Below are 16,027 nucleotides of genomic sequence, written 5' to 3'. Positions count from 1 at the left end.
AGTTATTGAGGTAAAAAGTGGTAAGTCGGGCCGAATCTCGGTTATGGCAAAGAGTGGTACTGTTTTTTTTTGCCGGCGAAATAAAATCCTCGCCTTGTCGTTAGCATTTTTTTTGGAAATTTTTTTACCATTAGCCTTGTTGTGGATTATTTTGTAAATCCAGAAAGCACCGGGTCTGGCCTGGCACCTTTTTTGAGGCGCTGGCCGCTGCATGTCCGCTTTAAGTAAAGTAAATCTTTACTTTTACGCGGCGTCACTTTACTCATTTAACTGGTGCACAAGGGGATTTTTATGGCGTATTCAGGCTCAGGCCGCGTCAATATCGTGTCGCTGGCAAGCGGTGAAACACTGCTCGTCGAAAACGATTCACAGGCTTACACCCTCAGCGAACCCAGTATCGTCACCTTACAGGGCGCGCCTTCTCAGGTTTCTGCCTGGCAGAGGCAGGGCAGCGATTTGATCCTGCATCAGGATGGCGGCGTCTCGCGTTTTCAGCAGTTTTTTAGTACCGATCCACAATCGCAAAGCCAGCTGATTTTTCAGGATGGCGCGACGCAGCAGCAGGCGCTGTTCGCAAACGAAGCAGATGAGGCTGAAACAACCGTCACACTGACGCCGACGCTGGCTGCGGTGCCGGCAGCCGTCGAAACAGTGGATTCCACGCTGATTGTTAACAATATGGCCGTGCCTGTTGATAGCGTAGCAGCGGCCGTCACCACCACTCCCACAACGCCTTCGCCAACGCCTGGCATCAGCGCTGTTACCGCAGAAGCCTCGACCACACTGCCGACGCTGACCATCAATCCGGTTTCTGGCGATGACGCGGTTAACTATAAAGAGGGCGTTTACGGCGTCGAAATTACCGGCACCAGCACGCAGCTGGCCTCCGGCACGCGGGTAGAGCTGACGCTGGATGGTAAAACCTGGTCCGGCTACGTCAATAACAAGGTCTGGTCGGTGCAGGTTGGCGACAGCGATCTGGCGGCGATCAAAGACGGCAGCTACACCTTTTCCGTCAGCGCCACCGACGCCAGCGGCAACAGCGTCAGCGCCACGCGCGATCTGCTGCTTATCAGCCACTACAACAGCAGCATCCCGCTGGTCACCACCGATGAGCTGACGCTGGCCGACGTGACTTATCAAAACGGCGAGCCGATCTACACCGTGACCGGTACGATGCAAACGCCTTTTCCGCTGACCATGTTTGCCGTTAAAGGCGAGATCGAGAGCTATCGTACCGGCACGCTGAATGCGGACGGCAGCTGGAGCGTGCAGCTCACTTCCCAGGATATCCATACTCAGCATGGGCAAAACGCGCTGGTGCTGGGCGTGCAGGACGGCGCGGGCAACTGGTTCGAGCAGCAGATTTATGTTACCACCGATTTGGAGACGCCGGTCGGCACGGGCGGCGGTGGCGCGGAAGTGCCGGTTCCTGTTCCGCCGGTAGAAAACCCAACGGACGGTACGCCGCCGGATAACCCAGGCACCACGCCGCCGGAAACGGGCGGCGGCGCGACCGCTACGCCGAAGCCAACTATTGCCGTACCTTTCGGCGATGGCTGGCTGAATCACGATGAGAAAACCCATAGCGAAACGCTGAGCGGCACCACGGGCGTGACGGGCAGCGGTCAACAGGTAGCGATCAATATCAGCGGCAGCCGCTATCAGGCAACGGTGGCGGACGACGGTAAATGGAGCCTGGCGCTGACCTCCGCCCAGCTGATGGGCACTGATTTCTCTACCGGCAAGCACTGGATTAACGTCTACGCCACTAATGCCGAAGGCGAAAGCGGTAAGACCGGCGCCTACTTCTTTACCGATATCAGTACGCCGCATGTCAGCGTCGATACGCTGTCGAACACGGATATCAACCTGAATAGCGCCCGGCAAAACGGCCTGGCCTTTACCGGCACGGGCGATGCGGGCGACGGACTGACGCTGACGCTGGGCACCCAGACCTGGCAGACGCTGGTCGGCTTCGACGGCACCTGGCGGGTAGACATCACGCCGCAGCAGGCGCAGCAGCTGCAATTGGGCAACTATACGCTGAAAGCCAGCGTGACCGATCCGGCGAAAAACGTTGGTACGGAGACACAGGATATTACGTTTTACAACGGCGCGGTGACGCCCGCTGCGGCTGTTGACAGTGTTTCCGCCGACGATGCCGCCGCAGCCGCAGCCGCGACCGCCGGGCAGGCGATCCCCGCTGCCCAGCCTGAAGCAGACAGTAGCGGCGTGCTGCTGGCCGCCACCGCCGTGCCGCATCCCACTATCAATACGCCTTTTGGCGATGGCTGGCTGAATCGCAGTGAAAAACTTGACGGTCAGGCCCTGGTCGGCACGACCGGCGCGATCGGCAGCGGCCAGACGGTTACGGTGAATATCAACGGCGTGGACTACCAGGCCGCGGTGACCAACGATGGGAACTGGCGTCTGGATCTGAATACCGAAACGCTGCTGCACAGCGAATTTAATACCGGCAAGCGCTGGATCACCGTGACCGCCAGCAACGCGGAAGGCGAAACGGGTAGCACCCAGGCTTACTTCTTTACCGACGTCAGCACGCCGCAAACGGCTATCGACACCCCTGCTGACGGGACGCACATCAATCTCAACCAGATCGCCGAAAATTATCTCTTTACCGGCACGGGCGATGCGGGCGATGCGCTGACCCTGACGCTGGGCGCGCTGACCTGGCACACCACGGTCGGCTTTGACGGAACCTGGCAGGCGGCGCTGACGCCGCAGCAGGCGCAGCAGCTGACCGCGGGCGACTACACGCTACAGGCCACGATTTCGGACATGGCGAAAAACGTTGGCTCCAGTTCGCTGGCGCTGGACTTTTACAGCGGCAGCACGTCGCCGACCGTCACCATTAACAGCCTCTCCGACGACAACCGCGTCAATCTCAACATCCTTACCGATGATTACGCCATCAGGGGAACCGGCGAGGTGGGGGCCAGGGTTACCGTGTCCATCGGCTCGCTTGCACTCGGCTCGGTTATTGTAGGGCAGAACGGCGAATGGACAACCTGGCTGTACGAGAACGATGCTAAGCAGCTGACCGCCGGTAATACCACGATACTCGCCAGCGTGCAGGATTCGGCCGGGCATGAACACAGCGCGTCGCTAAGTGTGGAGCTTTATGCGGCGGACGTGCAGCCAACGCTGACCATGGATACGGTGGAAATCAACGATATCGTTGATTACGCCAACTATCAGAATGATGTCCAGCTGCACGGCGACAGCTGGGGTCTGCATACGGACACCGAAGTTACCATTACCCTGGCCGACAAAACCTATACTGGCTATGTCTACGCCAATCACTGGATGGCCACGATCCCTTCAGCGGATATAGAGGCGACGGCGGACGGCTACTATAACCTTAAGGTCAGCGTTGAAAGCGCGGGCGGCAATGCCAGCGCCAGCCGCGACGTCCTGCTGCTGTCGCATTTTCACAGTAGCGATCCCGTGCTGACGTTTAACGCGCTGACGCCAGAAGATGTTGTTTATCACGACGATAATGCTTACTACCTTATCAGCGGCACGGTGACCGAACCGCTCCCCGTAGACAAGCTGTCGTTTTATGGCGGCGAGCTGCTTAATTACTATGATATCAACGTGGCGGCGGACGGCACTTTCACATCCGAGGTGCCGGTAAGCGAATACACCTCCATTTCTTCTACGCCTGGCTTCTACGTCTCCTATCAGGACGCGGCGGGCCATTGGTATGAGACGCGGGATAGCGTCACTCTGCCGGATGCGCCAGCCACAGTAGAAACGGCCGATCAAAGTACGTTTAGCCTGCTTGCGGAGGCTAATCCCCTGGATGACGTTAGTCACGCCAGCGCCACGGATGCGCACGAGAGCAGCGCGGCAACCGTAACGGAAAGCGGCGCTACCGGCGGCGAACCGGCCGTAGCCAGCCACGTCGAAAGCGTTGCTCCCACCGCTGGCACCGAGGGCAATGACACCTTTACGCTCTCCACGTTGAATCTGCTCAGCAATCTGAACGGCGGCGCCGGTCACGACACGCTGGTGCTGAACGGCGCGCACGAAGCGCTGGATTTCGCCTCGCTGGGCCTGAAGATTGGCAGCGTTGAAACGATCGACCTCGGCACCTCCGGCAGCAACAGCCTTACGCTGGGGCAACAGGATCTGCTGGCGCTGACCGACAACGCCAGCGAGGCGCTGACCATCAAAGGCGCGGACGGCAGCGCGGTGACGCTGAGCACCGCCGAAGGCGGCGTCTGGAACGAGGCCGGTATGCAGACGATCGCCGGTCAGCAGTTTGATCTCTATCACAATTCCTCCGCAAGCCATGAAGGCACGCTGGCGGATGTCTTAATTCAACATAATCTACAGGTACAGACTGCCTGACGTAACAGGCCGGCGCGGGGTTGCCGCACCGGCCGTTTTTTCACCAAAAAGGAAGAAGGAAGAGAGGACCAGGATGAAGAAAGTGTGGGTATCTTTGTGCCTGGCCGCGCTGTGCGGCACCGTGGGACAGAATGCGCTGGCAGCAAAGCAGCAGAAAGTGGAATTTAACTGGCGTGCCGCTCCCACCGAGGAGCAAATCTCAACGCTGACGCTACGTGAAGCTATCCTCCGGGCCTTTGCCCGCAACCCAAAAATCTCCGAGGCCGCCGCGCAAATCCGCGTGGGCGAGGCCGATCTGGATGCCGCCGAAAGCGCCTGGTATCCGCAAATTTCCCTGGCGGCGACCGGTGGACGATCGCACACCACCGACTCCTCCGGCAGCCTCAACAACAACGGCTCTGGCGGCATTACCCTCAGCCAGCTGCTGTATGACTTTGGCCGCACCGGCGGCGCTATTGACGAACAGCATCACCTCTCTGAAGCCTATCGCTTCGCCCTTTACGACACCATGACCACGGTGGCGCAGGATACGCTACAGGCCTATTTGCAGGTCAAACGCTACCGGGCGCTGGTGGAGGCGGCCAAAAACAACGTCGCCTCGCTGGAACATGTCAAGGACATCGCCCATATGCGCGCCGACGCGGGGTTAAGCTCGCAGTCGGACGTGCTACAGGCGGAAACCCGCATCGCCGGGATGCACGCGACGATGGAGCAGTACCGCGCTTCAGAACGCTCTGCGCTGGCGCAGCTGACGGTGCTGACCGGCGTGGTGCCCAGCGCGCTGCCGGAGCTGCCGCAGTCGCTGTTGAATCAGCAGATCACGCTGGACAGGATCGCCTACGAAAAAAGCGCGGCGGTGCGCAGCGCGCAGGCCAAACAGGAAGCGGCGATCGAACGCGTTCGCCAGGCGTCCTCTAACCACTGGCCGACCATCAAAGTGCAGGCGGGCCGCACGCGTTATGAAAACGCCACCCGATCCTATTGGGACGATGAGCTACAGCTTCAGGTAGAAGCGCCGCTTTATCAGGGCGGTCTGGTCAACGCCAGAACCCGCGCGGCGGAAGGCGACCGCGAAGCGGCCCAGGCCGCCGTCGAACAGTCCAAGTTGGATATCAATCAGAGCGCCTCCACCGCCTATGCCGACATGATTGGCGCGCAGCAGCGCCAGACGGCAGGCGAGCAGCAGCTGAGCAGCGCCGCTCACACCCGCTCGGTTTACGCCGACGAATACAAATTAAATAAGCGCAGCCTCAACGATTTACTGAGCGTTGAGCAGGATGTCTTTCAGGCTGACAGCAGCCGTCTGACCGCGCTTTACGACGGCTGGGACGCCACCGTGCGCTACGCTTCCGCCGTCGACAACCTGCTGGATATTATGGGCATCGATCGTGAAGCCACCAGCGGACAAACCCTGCCATCGCTCTGATGCCAAACAAGATAAGGCCGTACTTATGACCAAAACCGCTAGTACTGAAAACTGGATTGACGCGATGCTGCGCGTGGCGGCGCGCTTTGGCAAACCGGCGGATGGCTCCACGCTGCGTCAGCAGATGCGCTGGTTCGAGCATCTGACGCCCGCGCAGCAGCTGGAACGGCTGGCGGGCCTGCTGGGCCTGCATCTGACCATGATGCCGCGCGATAAAATTCGCTGGCGGCAGGAGGTGACGCCGGTGGTGCTGATTATGGAAAACGGCAGCGTGGTGGTGGTGGAAACCATCGATACGGAGGGCAAAGCGCGCTACTGGCTGAGCGACGGCGGCGACGTGGTGCGGGAAAGCGAGCTGGCGCTGCTGCTGGCGCAAAGCCAGGAGCAGGTCGGCATTGTCGGCGTGGCGGCGCGCGGACGCGACGCGCGCATCGACGAATTTGTGCAGCCGTACAAAAAGCACTGGTTCTGGGAAAACTTTCGCGGCATGGGCCGCCGCATCATGGAGATTTCGCTGGCTTCGGTGGTCGGCAACGTGCTGGCGCTGGCCGGCATCCTTTTCTCCATGCAGGTTTATGACCGCGTGATCCCGGCGCAGTCGGAGCCGACGCTGTGGGTACTGTTCGCCGGCGTGCTGATTGCCGCCGCCATCGAATATGTGATTCGTTTGATGCGCACCCAGGTTTCGGATCTGATGGGAAAGCGCATCGATCTGAAAGTCTCCTCCATGCTGTTCGCGCGCGCGATGAATATTCGCAACGAAGCGCGGCCAAAATCCACCGGGTCTTTTATCTCGCAGCTGCGTGAAATCGATCAGGTTCGCGAGCTGCTGACCTCGACCACCGTTGGCGCGGCGGCGGATATGCCTTTTGTGATCCTGTTTTTATGCCTGATGGGCTTTATCGGCGGCCCGCTGGTGATTATTCCGCTGCTGGCGATCCCGCTGATCGTTATTCCGGGGCTGCTGGTACAGTTCCCGATGGCGAAGCTGGCGAAAGAGGGGCTACGTGAGGGCGCGCTGCGCAACGCGGTGCTGGTGGAAACCATCGAAGGCATCGAAGATATCAAATCTTTACAGGCGGAACCCTATTTCCAGCGGCAGTGGGAGCAGACGCATGAGGTCAGCGCCACCATCGGCATGCAGCAAAGGCTGTGGGGCGCGAGGCTGACCGGCTGGGCCTCGACGGTGCAGCAGCTGACCTATGCCAGCATGTTGGTGTTCGGCGTTTACCTGGTGCTGAACGGCGATATCACCACCGGGACGCTGGTCGCCAGCAGTCTGCTCTCATCGCGCACCATCGCGCCGCTGATGCAGCTGACCATGGTGTTTTCGCGCTGGCAACATGCCAAAACCGCGATGGCGGGTCTGGATGAGCTGCTGAAAAAACCGCTGGATCAGCCGGAAGAGGGCGAAATGGCGCACTGTCCGACGCTGACCGGCCATTACGATCTGCGCGGCGTGCAGTACAGCTACGATGAGGAAAAAGTTAAAAACGTGGTGACCATCAACCAGCTGCAAATCAAGCCGGGCGAGCGCGTGGCGATCCTCGGCAAGGTCGGCGCGGGGAAATCCACGCTGCTGAAGCTGCTGGCCGGGCAGGCGCGGGCAACGCAGGGCAAAGTGATCGTCGACGGCGTGGACGTTCAGCGCATCGATCCGGTAGATCTGCGTCGTCAGCTGGGCTGGCTGTCGCAGGACTCGCGCCTGTTTTTCGGCACGCTGCGGCAAAACCTGATGCTGGGCAATCCGCACGCCAGCGAGCAGGAAATGCTCCAGGCCCTGAAGGTCAGCGGCGCGCTGAGCCTGGTGCAGCAGGATGCGTCCAGCCTTGACCGTATTATCAACGAGGGCGGGCGTGGCCTGTCCGGCGGGCAGCGGCAGATGGTGATGCTCAGCCGCATGATCCTGCGGCAGCCGCAGGTGGTGCTGATGGACGAGCCGACCGCCTCGATGGATGAAGCGCTGGAAGAGTATGTGATCCGGCAGATGCAGGGCTGGCTGTCGGGCCGCACGCTGGTGCTGGTCACGCACCGTCCGGCGCTGCTGAAGCTGGTGGACAGAATTATCGTTATGGATAACGGGCGCATCGTGGCGGACGGCCCGCGCGATGACATTTTACGCGCCGCCGCCGCGCAGACGGCGAAGCAAACCGGCGGACAGGGGGACGCAGCATGAGCCTGATACTGATCGACCGCAGCCTGAAACGTAACGAAAAGCGCACCTCGGCTATTATCTGGCTCTGTACCGCTGCGCTGGTGATCTTTTTTGTCTGGGCGCATTTCGCCATTCTGGACGAGGTCACGGTCGGCACCGGTAAAGTCACGCCGTCCAGCCGCGCGCAGATTATCGACAGCCTGGACGGCGGCATCGTCAATCAGCTGAACGTGCATGAAGGCGATATCGTCGAAAAGGGCCAGGTGCTGGGCCGTCTCGACCCCACGCGCTTTCAGTCCAATTTTGGCGAGGCGGCAGCTAAAGCCCGCACGCTGCGCGCCTCGGCGGAACGACTGCGTGCTGAACTGACCGGCGCGCCGCTGGCGTTCAGCGCTGAAACGCTCAAGGAGCCGGAGCTGGTGGCGCGCGAGACGCAGCTTTTCCAGTCGCGTCGGCGCAACCTCACGGAAACGGTCAGCAACCTTACCCAGTCGATGAAGCTGGTGCAGGACGAGCTGCGCATGACCGAGCCGCTGGTGGCGAAAGGCGCGGCGGGGCAGGTGGAGGTGATCCGGCTGCGTCGGCAGATTAGCGATCTGCGCGGTAAGATCGACGAGGCAAAAAATGACTACGCGGTACGCGCGCGCGAGGAACAGGTTAAAAACAATGCCGATCTGGATGCTCAGCTCCAGGTACTGACCGGTAAAGAGGATCAGCTGACGCGCGCCACGCTCTATTCGCCGGTGCGCGGCATCGTCAAAGATATCCAGGTCACCACCGTCGGCGGCGTGCTGCAACCGGGCGGTAAGCTGATGGAGATTGTTCCGCTGGAGGATCAGCTGCTGATTGAAACCCGCATCAACCCGCGCGATATCGCCTATATCCGTCCGGGCTTGCCTGCGGTGGTCAAAATCACCGCCTACGACTCTTCTATCTACGGCAATCTGGATGGCGAAGTGGAGACGGTTTCGCCGGATACGCTGCAGGACGAGGTTAAACGCGACCAGTATTACTATCGCGTTTACGTACGTACGCAGAAGGCGGAGCTGGTCAATAAGGCCGGCAGAAAATTCCCTATCGTGCCCGGCATGGTGGCGAACGTTGAAATTAAAACCGGCCAGAAATCGGTCATGGATTACCTGGTTAAGCCGCTGAATAAGGTTAAAGAGTCGCTGCGCGAAAGATAATTACTTACGCCGCTGAATAGTGAATGAAATAAACTTTTATCATTCGCCGTTCAGCGGTTTTTTTTGGCCTTAATTATAACCGTAGAAACAGCGAGGCGTTCTGCAGATAGCGGCCATAAAAAAAGCCGAACACAAGGTTCGGCCGAAAAATAGGGTAAAACAAAACATTCGGGGTGAATGAAGGTAATAATGAAATAAAATGATGATAGCCCGGTTATTATAAACCAAAATGCTACGCCTTTTTATCATTCAGTGCTCACACAAGTAACATTACATAACCATATGAATCTTCAAAGATTAGCTATTACTTGACATTACGTGCGTTATTTTTTATCACTGCGTGCGGCCATAAAGTTCCCGGTTATTATCATTTTGTAATATTTGAATTACAAAATGAAACACATTCGGAAATTTAGTAGCATTTTCTTTATAGATTATTACTGTCCGCGCTCTACCATGAGGGTGCCGACTGAATTTTCGACGTTCAGCACGCAGTGGTAAATAAGGCATATAACAAGAGGGTAATACAAAATGAAACTTCGCGTTCTCTCCCTGGTCGTTCCGGCCATGCTGATCGCAGGTTCTGCCGGCGCGGCAGAAATCTACAATAAAGACGGGAACAAGCTCGACCTGTTTGGCAAAGTAGACGGCCTGCACTATTTCTCTGATAACGATGGCTCCGATGGCGACCAGTCTTATCTGCGCTTCGGCTTCAAGGGCGAAACCCAAATCAGCAACGAGCTGACCGGTTACGGCCAGTGGGAATACCAGGCGGCGCTGAACACCACGGAAAATGAAGGCACCGCAGACAGCTACACGCGTGTTGGCTTTGCCGGTCTGAAATTCGGCGATGCGGGCTCTCTGGACTATGGTCGTAATTACGGCGTGGCTTACGATATCGGCGCATGGACCGACGTGCTGCCGGAGTTCGGCGGCGACACCTACGGCGCGGACAACTTTATGTTCCAGCGCTCCAGCGGCCTGGCGACCTACCGCAACAACAACTTCTTCGGTGCGGTTGAAGGCCTGAACTTCGCTATCCAGTATCAGGGCAAAAACAACAGCGGCACCGAGCTGGACGGACGTGACGTGCTGGCACGCAACGGCGACGGCTGGGGTTTGTCCACCACTTACGATCTGGGTTCCGGCTTCGGTATCGGCGCGGCGATGTTCAGCTCTGACCGCACCAACGAACAGAACAATAACACCAACGGCATTCTGGGTAACGGCGACAAGGCAACAGCCTATACCGGCGGTCTGAAATATGATGCTAACAACATCTACCTGGCGGCGATGTATACCCGTTCTTACAACGCAACCCGCTTTGGCGACAGCAGAAGCGACGACAGCATCTACGGTTACGCCAACACGGCGGATAACTGGGAAGTGGTGGCGCAGTATCAGTTTGACTTCGGCCTGCGTCCGTCTCTGGCGTTCGTCAGCTCTCGCGGCTCCGATATCGAAGGATACGGCACGCAGAACCTGAAAAAATATGTGGATGTAGGCGCGACTTACTACTTTAACAAAAACATGTCTACCTACGTTGACTACCAGATCAACCTGCTTGATGACAACAACTTTACCGACGCTGCCGGCATCAACACCGATGACGTAGTGGCGCTGGGCTTAGTATACCAGTTCTGATTTACGCGGGAGCGCGCCATGCGCTCCCGCTTCTTAACTCTTCGCCGTTTCCCTGCGCTTAGCGTACCTCCCTGACCACTTTCTCAGCGAAAACGTGGACGATTGAGCTGTCTGGTATGCGTCTGCTTGTAATGCTTGTAGCCTGAAAAGATAATCAGCGCGAGACAGACGAAAGGCAGCAGAAAGTAGATCATAAAGACCTCCATTATTGCGGCAAAGCGCCGCGGTAAAGTGGGTTCAATGGGTATACTGAGTAGCATCCGTCAGAAGATCAACCCCGCCTGGTCCGGCGCCATGCTGCATTTTCACGCTTTCAGGACCAAAACTATTGCAGGGAAATTTGCGTAATATGAAGAAGAAATGGCTGTACTATCCTGTTATGGCAGCATTTATCCTGCTTTCCGGCTGTGACCGTCATCGTGAAACCGTTGGTGCGTCAGCCATGGTGCTGGAAGGACGCACTATGGGAACATTCTGGAGGGTTAGCCTCGCCAACGTTGACCCCGGCCTGAAAGAAAATCTGCAAAAAGCGGTACAGCAGCAGCTGGATAATGACGATCGGGAGCTGTCGACCTGGAAAGCCGATTCGGTGCTTTCGCGCTTTAATCAGTATCGCGGCAGCGACCCGCAGCCGGTCAGCGACAACATGGCGGACATCGTCACTCTGGCGCTGCGCATCGGCCAGAAAACGCACGGCAAAATGGACATCACCGTCGGGCCGCTGGTCAATCTGTGGGGATTTGGGCCGGTTAAGCAGCCTGCCACCGTGCCGACGCAGGCGCAGATTGCGGCGGCGCGCGCGCTGACCGGCCTGCAACATCTGCGCGTTATCCAGCGCAGCGAAGGGGCTTATCTGCAAAAGGATCTGCCGGATCTTTATGTCGATCTTTCCACTATGGGGGAAGGGTTCGCCACCGATCATCTGGCTCGCCTGCTGGAAAAAGAAGGGATTAACAACTATCTGGTTTCCGTCGGCGGCGCGGTGCTGACGCGCGGCAAAAACGCCGAGGGCAAGGCGTGGAAAGTAGCGATCCAGAAGCCTACCGATAAAGAAAACGCGGTGCAGGCAGTAGTGGATCTGCAGGGGCACGGTATCAGCACCTCCGGCAGCTATCGCAACTATTATGAGCTGAACGGCAAACGCATTTCGCATGTGATCGATCCGACCACCGGCGAGCCGATCCAGCACAAGCTGGTTTCCGCAACGGTGATCGCGACCACCGCGCTGGAAGCAGACGGTTGGGATACCGGCCTGATGGTGCTTGGCGAAGAGCAGGCGAAGGCGCTGGCGCTGCGCGAACAGCTGGCGGTTTATCTGATCGTGAAGCAGGGCAACGGCTTTAGCAGCTGGATGTCGCCGCAGTTCAGCGCCTTCCTGCTGCCGGAAGCGCAATAGCGGCATTTACTCACGGGCAACGGCCCGCTAAGGAGCCATTATGCTGGACTTATTTAGTGAAGAAGCGCCCTGGCTGGAGCCGCTGGCGGAAGGCGCGGCTATCCTGCGTCGACGCGCGCGGGACGAGGCGGCAGCGCTGCTGGCGCTGGTTGACGATATCGCCGCGCAGAATCCTTTTCATCACCGCATTACGCCGGGCGGACACCGCATGTCGGTGGCGATGACCAACTGCGGCGATTTCGGCTGGTCGACGGACGCGCGCGGCTATCAGTACAGCGAATACGACAGCGTTAGCGGCCAGCGCTGGCCGGCGATGCCGGATCGCTTCCGTCAGCTGGCGGTGGCCTGCGCGGAAGAGGCCGGTTTTCCCCATTTTCAGCCCGATGCCTGCCTGATTAACCGCTATGCGCCGGAGGCGAAGCTCAGCCTGCATCAGGACAAGGACGAACAGGATATGCGCCAGCCTATCGTCTCTGTTTCGCTGGGCCTGCCCGCCGTGTTTCAGTTTGGCGGCTTCGAGCGAGGCGACGCGGTGCAGCGCGTGCTGCTGGAGCATGGCGACGTGGTGGTATGGGGCGGGCCGTCGCGCCTGCGCTATCACGGCATCCTGCCGTTAAAAGCGGGCAGCCATCCGGCCACCGGCGCATTTCGCTATAATCTGACCTTCCGGCGCGCTTTTCGGTAAACGAGAATTATTATTGCTATCGTCCCGCTTCTCATTAAACTGCAGGCTGCTCAGAATAATGGGATAGTGTCATGGAGTTGCTTCGCGTCGTTTACCGCCAGTATCGCTGGCCTTTTGTGCTGGTTATTGGCCTCAGTTTGCTGAGCGCCGCGCTCGGTATCGGGCTGATCGCTTTTATCAACCGCGAGCTGATTGTTTCGCTGAACGCCGGTACCTGGCTGCTGCCGTCTTTCCTTGGGCTGCTGCTGCTGCTGATGGCGGTGACCCTGGCCTCGCAGCTGGCGCTGACGCTGCTTGGCCACCATTTTGTTTATCGGCTGCGCGGTGAGTTTATTCGACGCATTCTGGATACGCAGATCGAACGTATCGAACAGATCGGCAGCGCCCAGCTGCTGGCCGCGCTGACCAGCGACGTCCGCAGCATTACCCTTGCCTTTGTGCGCCTGCCCGAGCTGATCCAGGGCGTGATCCTGACTTTAGGTTCGGCCGCTTACCTGGCGTGGCTGTCGCCGAAAATGCTGCTGATCACTACCCTCTGGCTGACCATCACCATCGTCGGCGGCTGGCTGCTGGTCTCCAGAGTCTATCGCCATCTGGCGAAGCTGCGCGAGCTTGAAGACGCGCTTTACGCCGACTATCAAACCATTATCGAAGGGCGCAAAGAGCTGGCGCTTAACCGCCAGCGCGCGCAGCAAATTTACGAGACGGTTTATCAGGAAGACGCTCGAGCATATCGTCACCATATTGTGCGCGCCGATACTTTCCATCTCAGCGCGGTGAACTGGTCGAATATCATGATGCTGGGCGCCATCGGGCTGGTCTTCTTTATGGCTAACGGTCTGGGCTGGGCGAATACGGCGGTAGCGGCGACCTATTCGCTGACACTGCTGTTCCTGCGCACGCCGCTGCTTTCCGCCGTCGGCGCGCTGCCTACGCTGCTGAGCGCCCAGGTTGCCTTTAACAAGCTCCACACCTTCAGGCTGGCGGCTTACCAGGAAAGCTTTGCGCAGCCCGCCGCCGCGCGTGCGTGGCAAACGCTGGAGCTGCGTGACGTGGTGTTTCATTATGGCGACGGCGGCTTTGCCGTCGGCCCGATCGACATGACGCTGAAACGCGGCGAGCTGGTCTTTCTGATCGGCGGCAACGGCAGCGGTAAATCCACGCTGGCGATGCTGCTGACCGGCCTTTATCAGCCGGTATCCGGGCAGATCCTGCTGGACGGCGTGCCGGTGGCGGCAACGGAGATGGCGGACTATCGACGCCTTTTCTCCGCCGTCTTTACCGATGTTCACCTGTTTGACCGCCTGATCGACGCCAGCGGCGAGCCGGCCGATCCGGCTCAGGTACAGCTGTGGCTGGAGCGCCTGCATATGCAGGATAAACTCAAGCTGGAAGGCAACCGGGTGCTGAACCTTAAACTGTCGAAAGGGCAGAGCAAGCGTCTGGCGATGCTGCTTGCTACGGCGGAGCAGCGCGACATTCTGCTGCTGGACGAATGGGCCGCCGATCAGGATCCGCATTTCCGCCGCATCTTCTACCGCGAGCTGCTGCCGTGGCTGAAAGAGATGGGCAAAACCGTTGTTGCCATCAGCCATGACGACCACTATTTTCTGCACGCCGACAGGCTGCTGGAAATGCGTGAAGGCAAACTAAGCGAGCTGATCGGCGAAGCGCGCGATCAGGCTACGCTGGATGCGGTAAAACGCACCGGCACCGACTAGCCTGCCGACGCCGGCTTGCCGTCACTCAGGCTGGCTAAAAAATGGATAAGCCAGCCTGAGGCTATGGCTTAATAAGGGCCAGTGGGCGTATCGGCCGCCTGCGTGACGATGACCCAGCTGGTCAGCTGCCCTTCAGCCAGCGCCACGCGGCCGGTAAACAGCGTGCCGACGGGAAAGCCTGGCGATAAGGCCCGGTTCAACCGCAGCGTGACGTTGGTCAGTCCGGCCCGGCAAGCGATGATTTCCGCCTCGTTGAAATGCATAAACTGGCGGAAAAGCGGGAACAGCGCCTTATACAGACTCTCCTTGAGGGAAAAAGCGGCGGTGAGCGCGGTCGCGAACGGCACGCCGCTGCTCTGTAAAATGCCGTGTTCGCGCTCGTTAATAATCATCTCATGCATCTCTTCCGCCGCTTCGGGTCGCATAACCTCTTCGCAATCCACGCCGGGCTGCTTTCCCGTCCCCTTATCGGTCAGCAGGAGGCTGATGCAGGCGCGGGTATGTGAAAGTGAACCCGCTATTCCTTCTGGCCAGACCGGCGCGCGGTCGGCATCGTTAGTCAACAGGAAGTCGTCAAAGCCAAACTGACGCAGCGCTGCACGCACGCACAAGCGGCTGGCAAGGTATTCCGCCCGGCGTTTCGCCACGGCTTTATTCAGGTGAGCAGGGAAGGGCAGGCGATAGTCGGTGAACAGTTGGTCGCTGTAATAAGCCAGATCGTAGCGGGCCTGTACCAGCAGAACATCAGGATGTTCTGCCAGTCGGGAACTGACGGGCGCGGTTAAAAACCGATCTTTGGGTAAGGTGGCGCCCGACAAAAACGCCGGTTCGCTCTGTGCCGGTCTGTTGAGCCAATCAGAACGCATTTCTTCTGCCTGTTAATCAAAAAGAGGATTTAAGCAGGTTAGCGTACCGAGAGTAAAGCACGGCGCAGATTACTTGTTGGGAGGAATGTGCAGCCCTTTCAGTGAAACGACAAAGTGCTTATTGCCTCGGGAAATCTTCGCGCCGCGATCGCACCAGTGGCTGGCGAATCGAAAAAAATCATCGCTGTCAATGTCATAGGCCAGTTCAACCTTGCTGATACCGGACTGCAGCATCTCTTCAGCGTCCCTGTAATTTCTTGCCTTAATGATTGCCATTGGGTTACCTGTTACTGCCTCAAAAAGTGTAGGGTCAGCCTATGTCAAGAAGATGACAGTTTTGTTGCAGCGTCTGGCTTTAAGATTAAGGCTAATGCCAACCGGGCCGGCAAGAAGTGTGCTTTATGACGGAAGCGCTTTCGTAGAGGCTTTCTGGTCAACGCATTGAAGATAAATTAGCGACTTTTTAATGATTTATAATTGGCCTCAGGATCGCAGCGCGCTGAAAATGCTGGCCTGACACCTGACACCTGACACCTGACACCTGACACCTGACACCTGACACCTGAC

10 protein-coding genes are annotated in these 16,027 nt (G+C 58.4%); 8 read left to right on the top strand and 2 right to left on the bottom strand.

Going from position 1 to position 16,027, the window contains the following annotated elements:
• The first annotated feature begins 291 nt into the window (after positions 1 to 291).
• The 8 genes from QCD69_RS10130 to QCD69_RS10095 all read left to right on the top strand — a co-directional run bounded on the left by QCD69_RS10130 (position 292) and on the right by QCD69_RS10095 (position 14,594).
• On the top strand, positions 292 to 4,380 hold the full coding sequence (locus tag QCD69_RS10130) for a BapA/Bap/LapF family prefix-like domain-containing protein (protein ID WP_301251909.1): 4,089 nt from the start codon (positions 292 to 294) through the stop codon (positions 4,378 to 4,380).
• 73 nt (positions 4,381 to 4,453) lie between these two features.
• On the top strand, positions 4,454 to 5,806 hold the full coding sequence (locus tag QCD69_RS10125) for a TolC family outer membrane protein (protein WP_253459848.1): 1,353 nt from the start codon (positions 4,454 to 4,456) through the stop codon (positions 5,804 to 5,806).
• A gap of 25 nt (positions 5,807 to 5,831) precedes the next feature.
• A complete protein-coding gene (locus QCD69_RS10120; protein WP_301251907.1) occupies positions 5,832 to 7,982 on the top strand; it encodes a type I secretion system permease/ATPase in 2,151 nt (716 codons plus the stop codon).
• Positions 7,979 to 9,148, top strand: a complete 1,170-nt coding sequence (locus tag QCD69_RS10115; RefSeq protein WP_253459854.1) for an HlyD family efflux transporter periplasmic adaptor subunit — start codon at positions 7,979 to 7,981, stop codon at positions 9,146 to 9,148. The genes QCD69_RS10120 and QCD69_RS10115 overlap by 4 nt, the downstream gene beginning before the upstream one ends.
• 531 nt (positions 9,149 to 9,679) lie before the next feature.
• Positions 9,680 to 10,792: a porin OmpC gene (gene ompC, locus QCD69_RS10110; protein ID WP_301251905.1), complete on the top strand. Its 1,113-nt coding sequence runs from the start codon at positions 9,680 to 9,682 to the stop codon at positions 10,790 to 10,792.
• A gap of 349 nt (positions 10,793 to 11,141) precedes the next feature.
• The gene (gene apbE / locus QCD69_RS10105; RefSeq protein ID WP_301251904.1) at positions 11,142 to 12,188 is read left to right on the top strand and encodes an FAD:protein FMN transferase ApbE; all 1,047 of its coding nucleotides are present in this window, start codon (positions 11,142 to 11,144) and stop codon (positions 12,186 to 12,188) included.
• Positions 12,189 to 12,228: 40 nt separating this feature from the next.
• A complete protein-coding gene (alkB, locus tag QCD69_RS10100; protein WP_301251903.1) occupies positions 12,229 to 12,873 on the top strand; it encodes a DNA oxidative demethylase AlkB in 645 nt (214 codons plus the stop codon).
• A 71-nt stretch (positions 12,874 to 12,944) separates the two neighbouring features.
• Entirely contained in the window at positions 12,945 to 14,594 is a 1,650-nt protein-coding gene (locus tag QCD69_RS10095) for a multidrug ABC transporter permease/ATP-binding protein (RefSeq protein WP_253459866.1), read from the top strand.
• 68 nt (positions 14,595 to 14,662) lie between these two features.
• On the opposite strand, the gene QCD69_RS10090 is transcribed toward QCD69_RS10095, so the two are convergent.
• Positions 14,663 to 15,460: a 4'-phosphopantetheinyl transferase family protein gene (locus QCD69_RS10090; RefSeq protein ID WP_301251902.1), complete on the bottom strand. Its 798-nt coding sequence runs from the start codon at positions 15,458 to 15,460 to the stop codon at positions 14,663 to 14,665.
• A gap of 69 nt (positions 15,461 to 15,529) precedes the next feature.
• On the bottom strand, positions 15,530 to 15,736 hold the full coding sequence (locus QCD69_RS10085) for a hypothetical protein (RefSeq protein ID WP_125288215.1): 207 nt from the start codon (positions 15,734 to 15,736) through the stop codon (positions 15,530 to 15,532).
• Positions 15,737 to 16,027: the final 291 nt, after the last annotated feature.

Origin of the sequence: Erwinia sp. PsM31, assembly GCF_030433775.1 — a bacterium.
Lineage (GTDB): Bacteria > Pseudomonadota > Gammaproteobacteria > Enterobacterales > Enterobacteriaceae > Erwinia > Erwinia aeris.
This window is presented reverse-complemented; position numbering and strand designations above follow the sequence as displayed.

Coding starts and splice junctions, on each gene's coding strand:
- QCD69_RS10130 (WP_301251909.1), top strand. CDS start 292: ATGGCGTATTCAGGCTCAGGCCGCGTCAATATCGTGTCGCTGGCAAGC.
- QCD69_RS10125 (WP_253459848.1), top strand. CDS start 4,454: ATGAAGAAAGTGTGGGTATCTTTGTGCCTGGCCGCGCTGTGCGGCACC.
- QCD69_RS10120 (WP_301251907.1), top strand. CDS start 5,832: ATGACCAAAACCGCTAGTACTGAAAACTGGATTGACGCGATGCTGCGC.
- QCD69_RS10115 (WP_253459854.1), top strand. CDS start 7,979: ATGAGCCTGATACTGATCGACCGCAGCCTGAAACGTAACGAAAAGCGC.
- ompC (WP_301251905.1), top strand. CDS start 9,680: ATGAAACTTCGCGTTCTCTCCCTGGTCGTTCCGGCCATGCTGATCGCA.
- apbE (WP_301251904.1), top strand. CDS start 11,142: ATGAAGAAGAAATGGCTGTACTATCCTGTTATGGCAGCATTTATCCTG.
- alkB (WP_301251903.1), top strand. CDS start 12,229: ATGCTGGACTTATTTAGTGAAGAAGCGCCCTGGCTGGAGCCGCTGGCG.
- QCD69_RS10095 (WP_253459866.1), top strand. CDS start 12,945: ATGGAGTTGCTTCGCGTCGTTTACCGCCAGTATCGCTGGCCTTTTGTG.
- QCD69_RS10090 (WP_301251902.1), bottom strand. CDS start 15,460: ATGCGTTCTGATTGGCTCAACAGACCGGCACAGAGCGAACCGGCGTTT.
- QCD69_RS10085 (WP_125288215.1), bottom strand. CDS start 15,736: ATGGCAATCATTAAGGCAAGAAATTACAGGGACGCTGAAGAGATGCTG.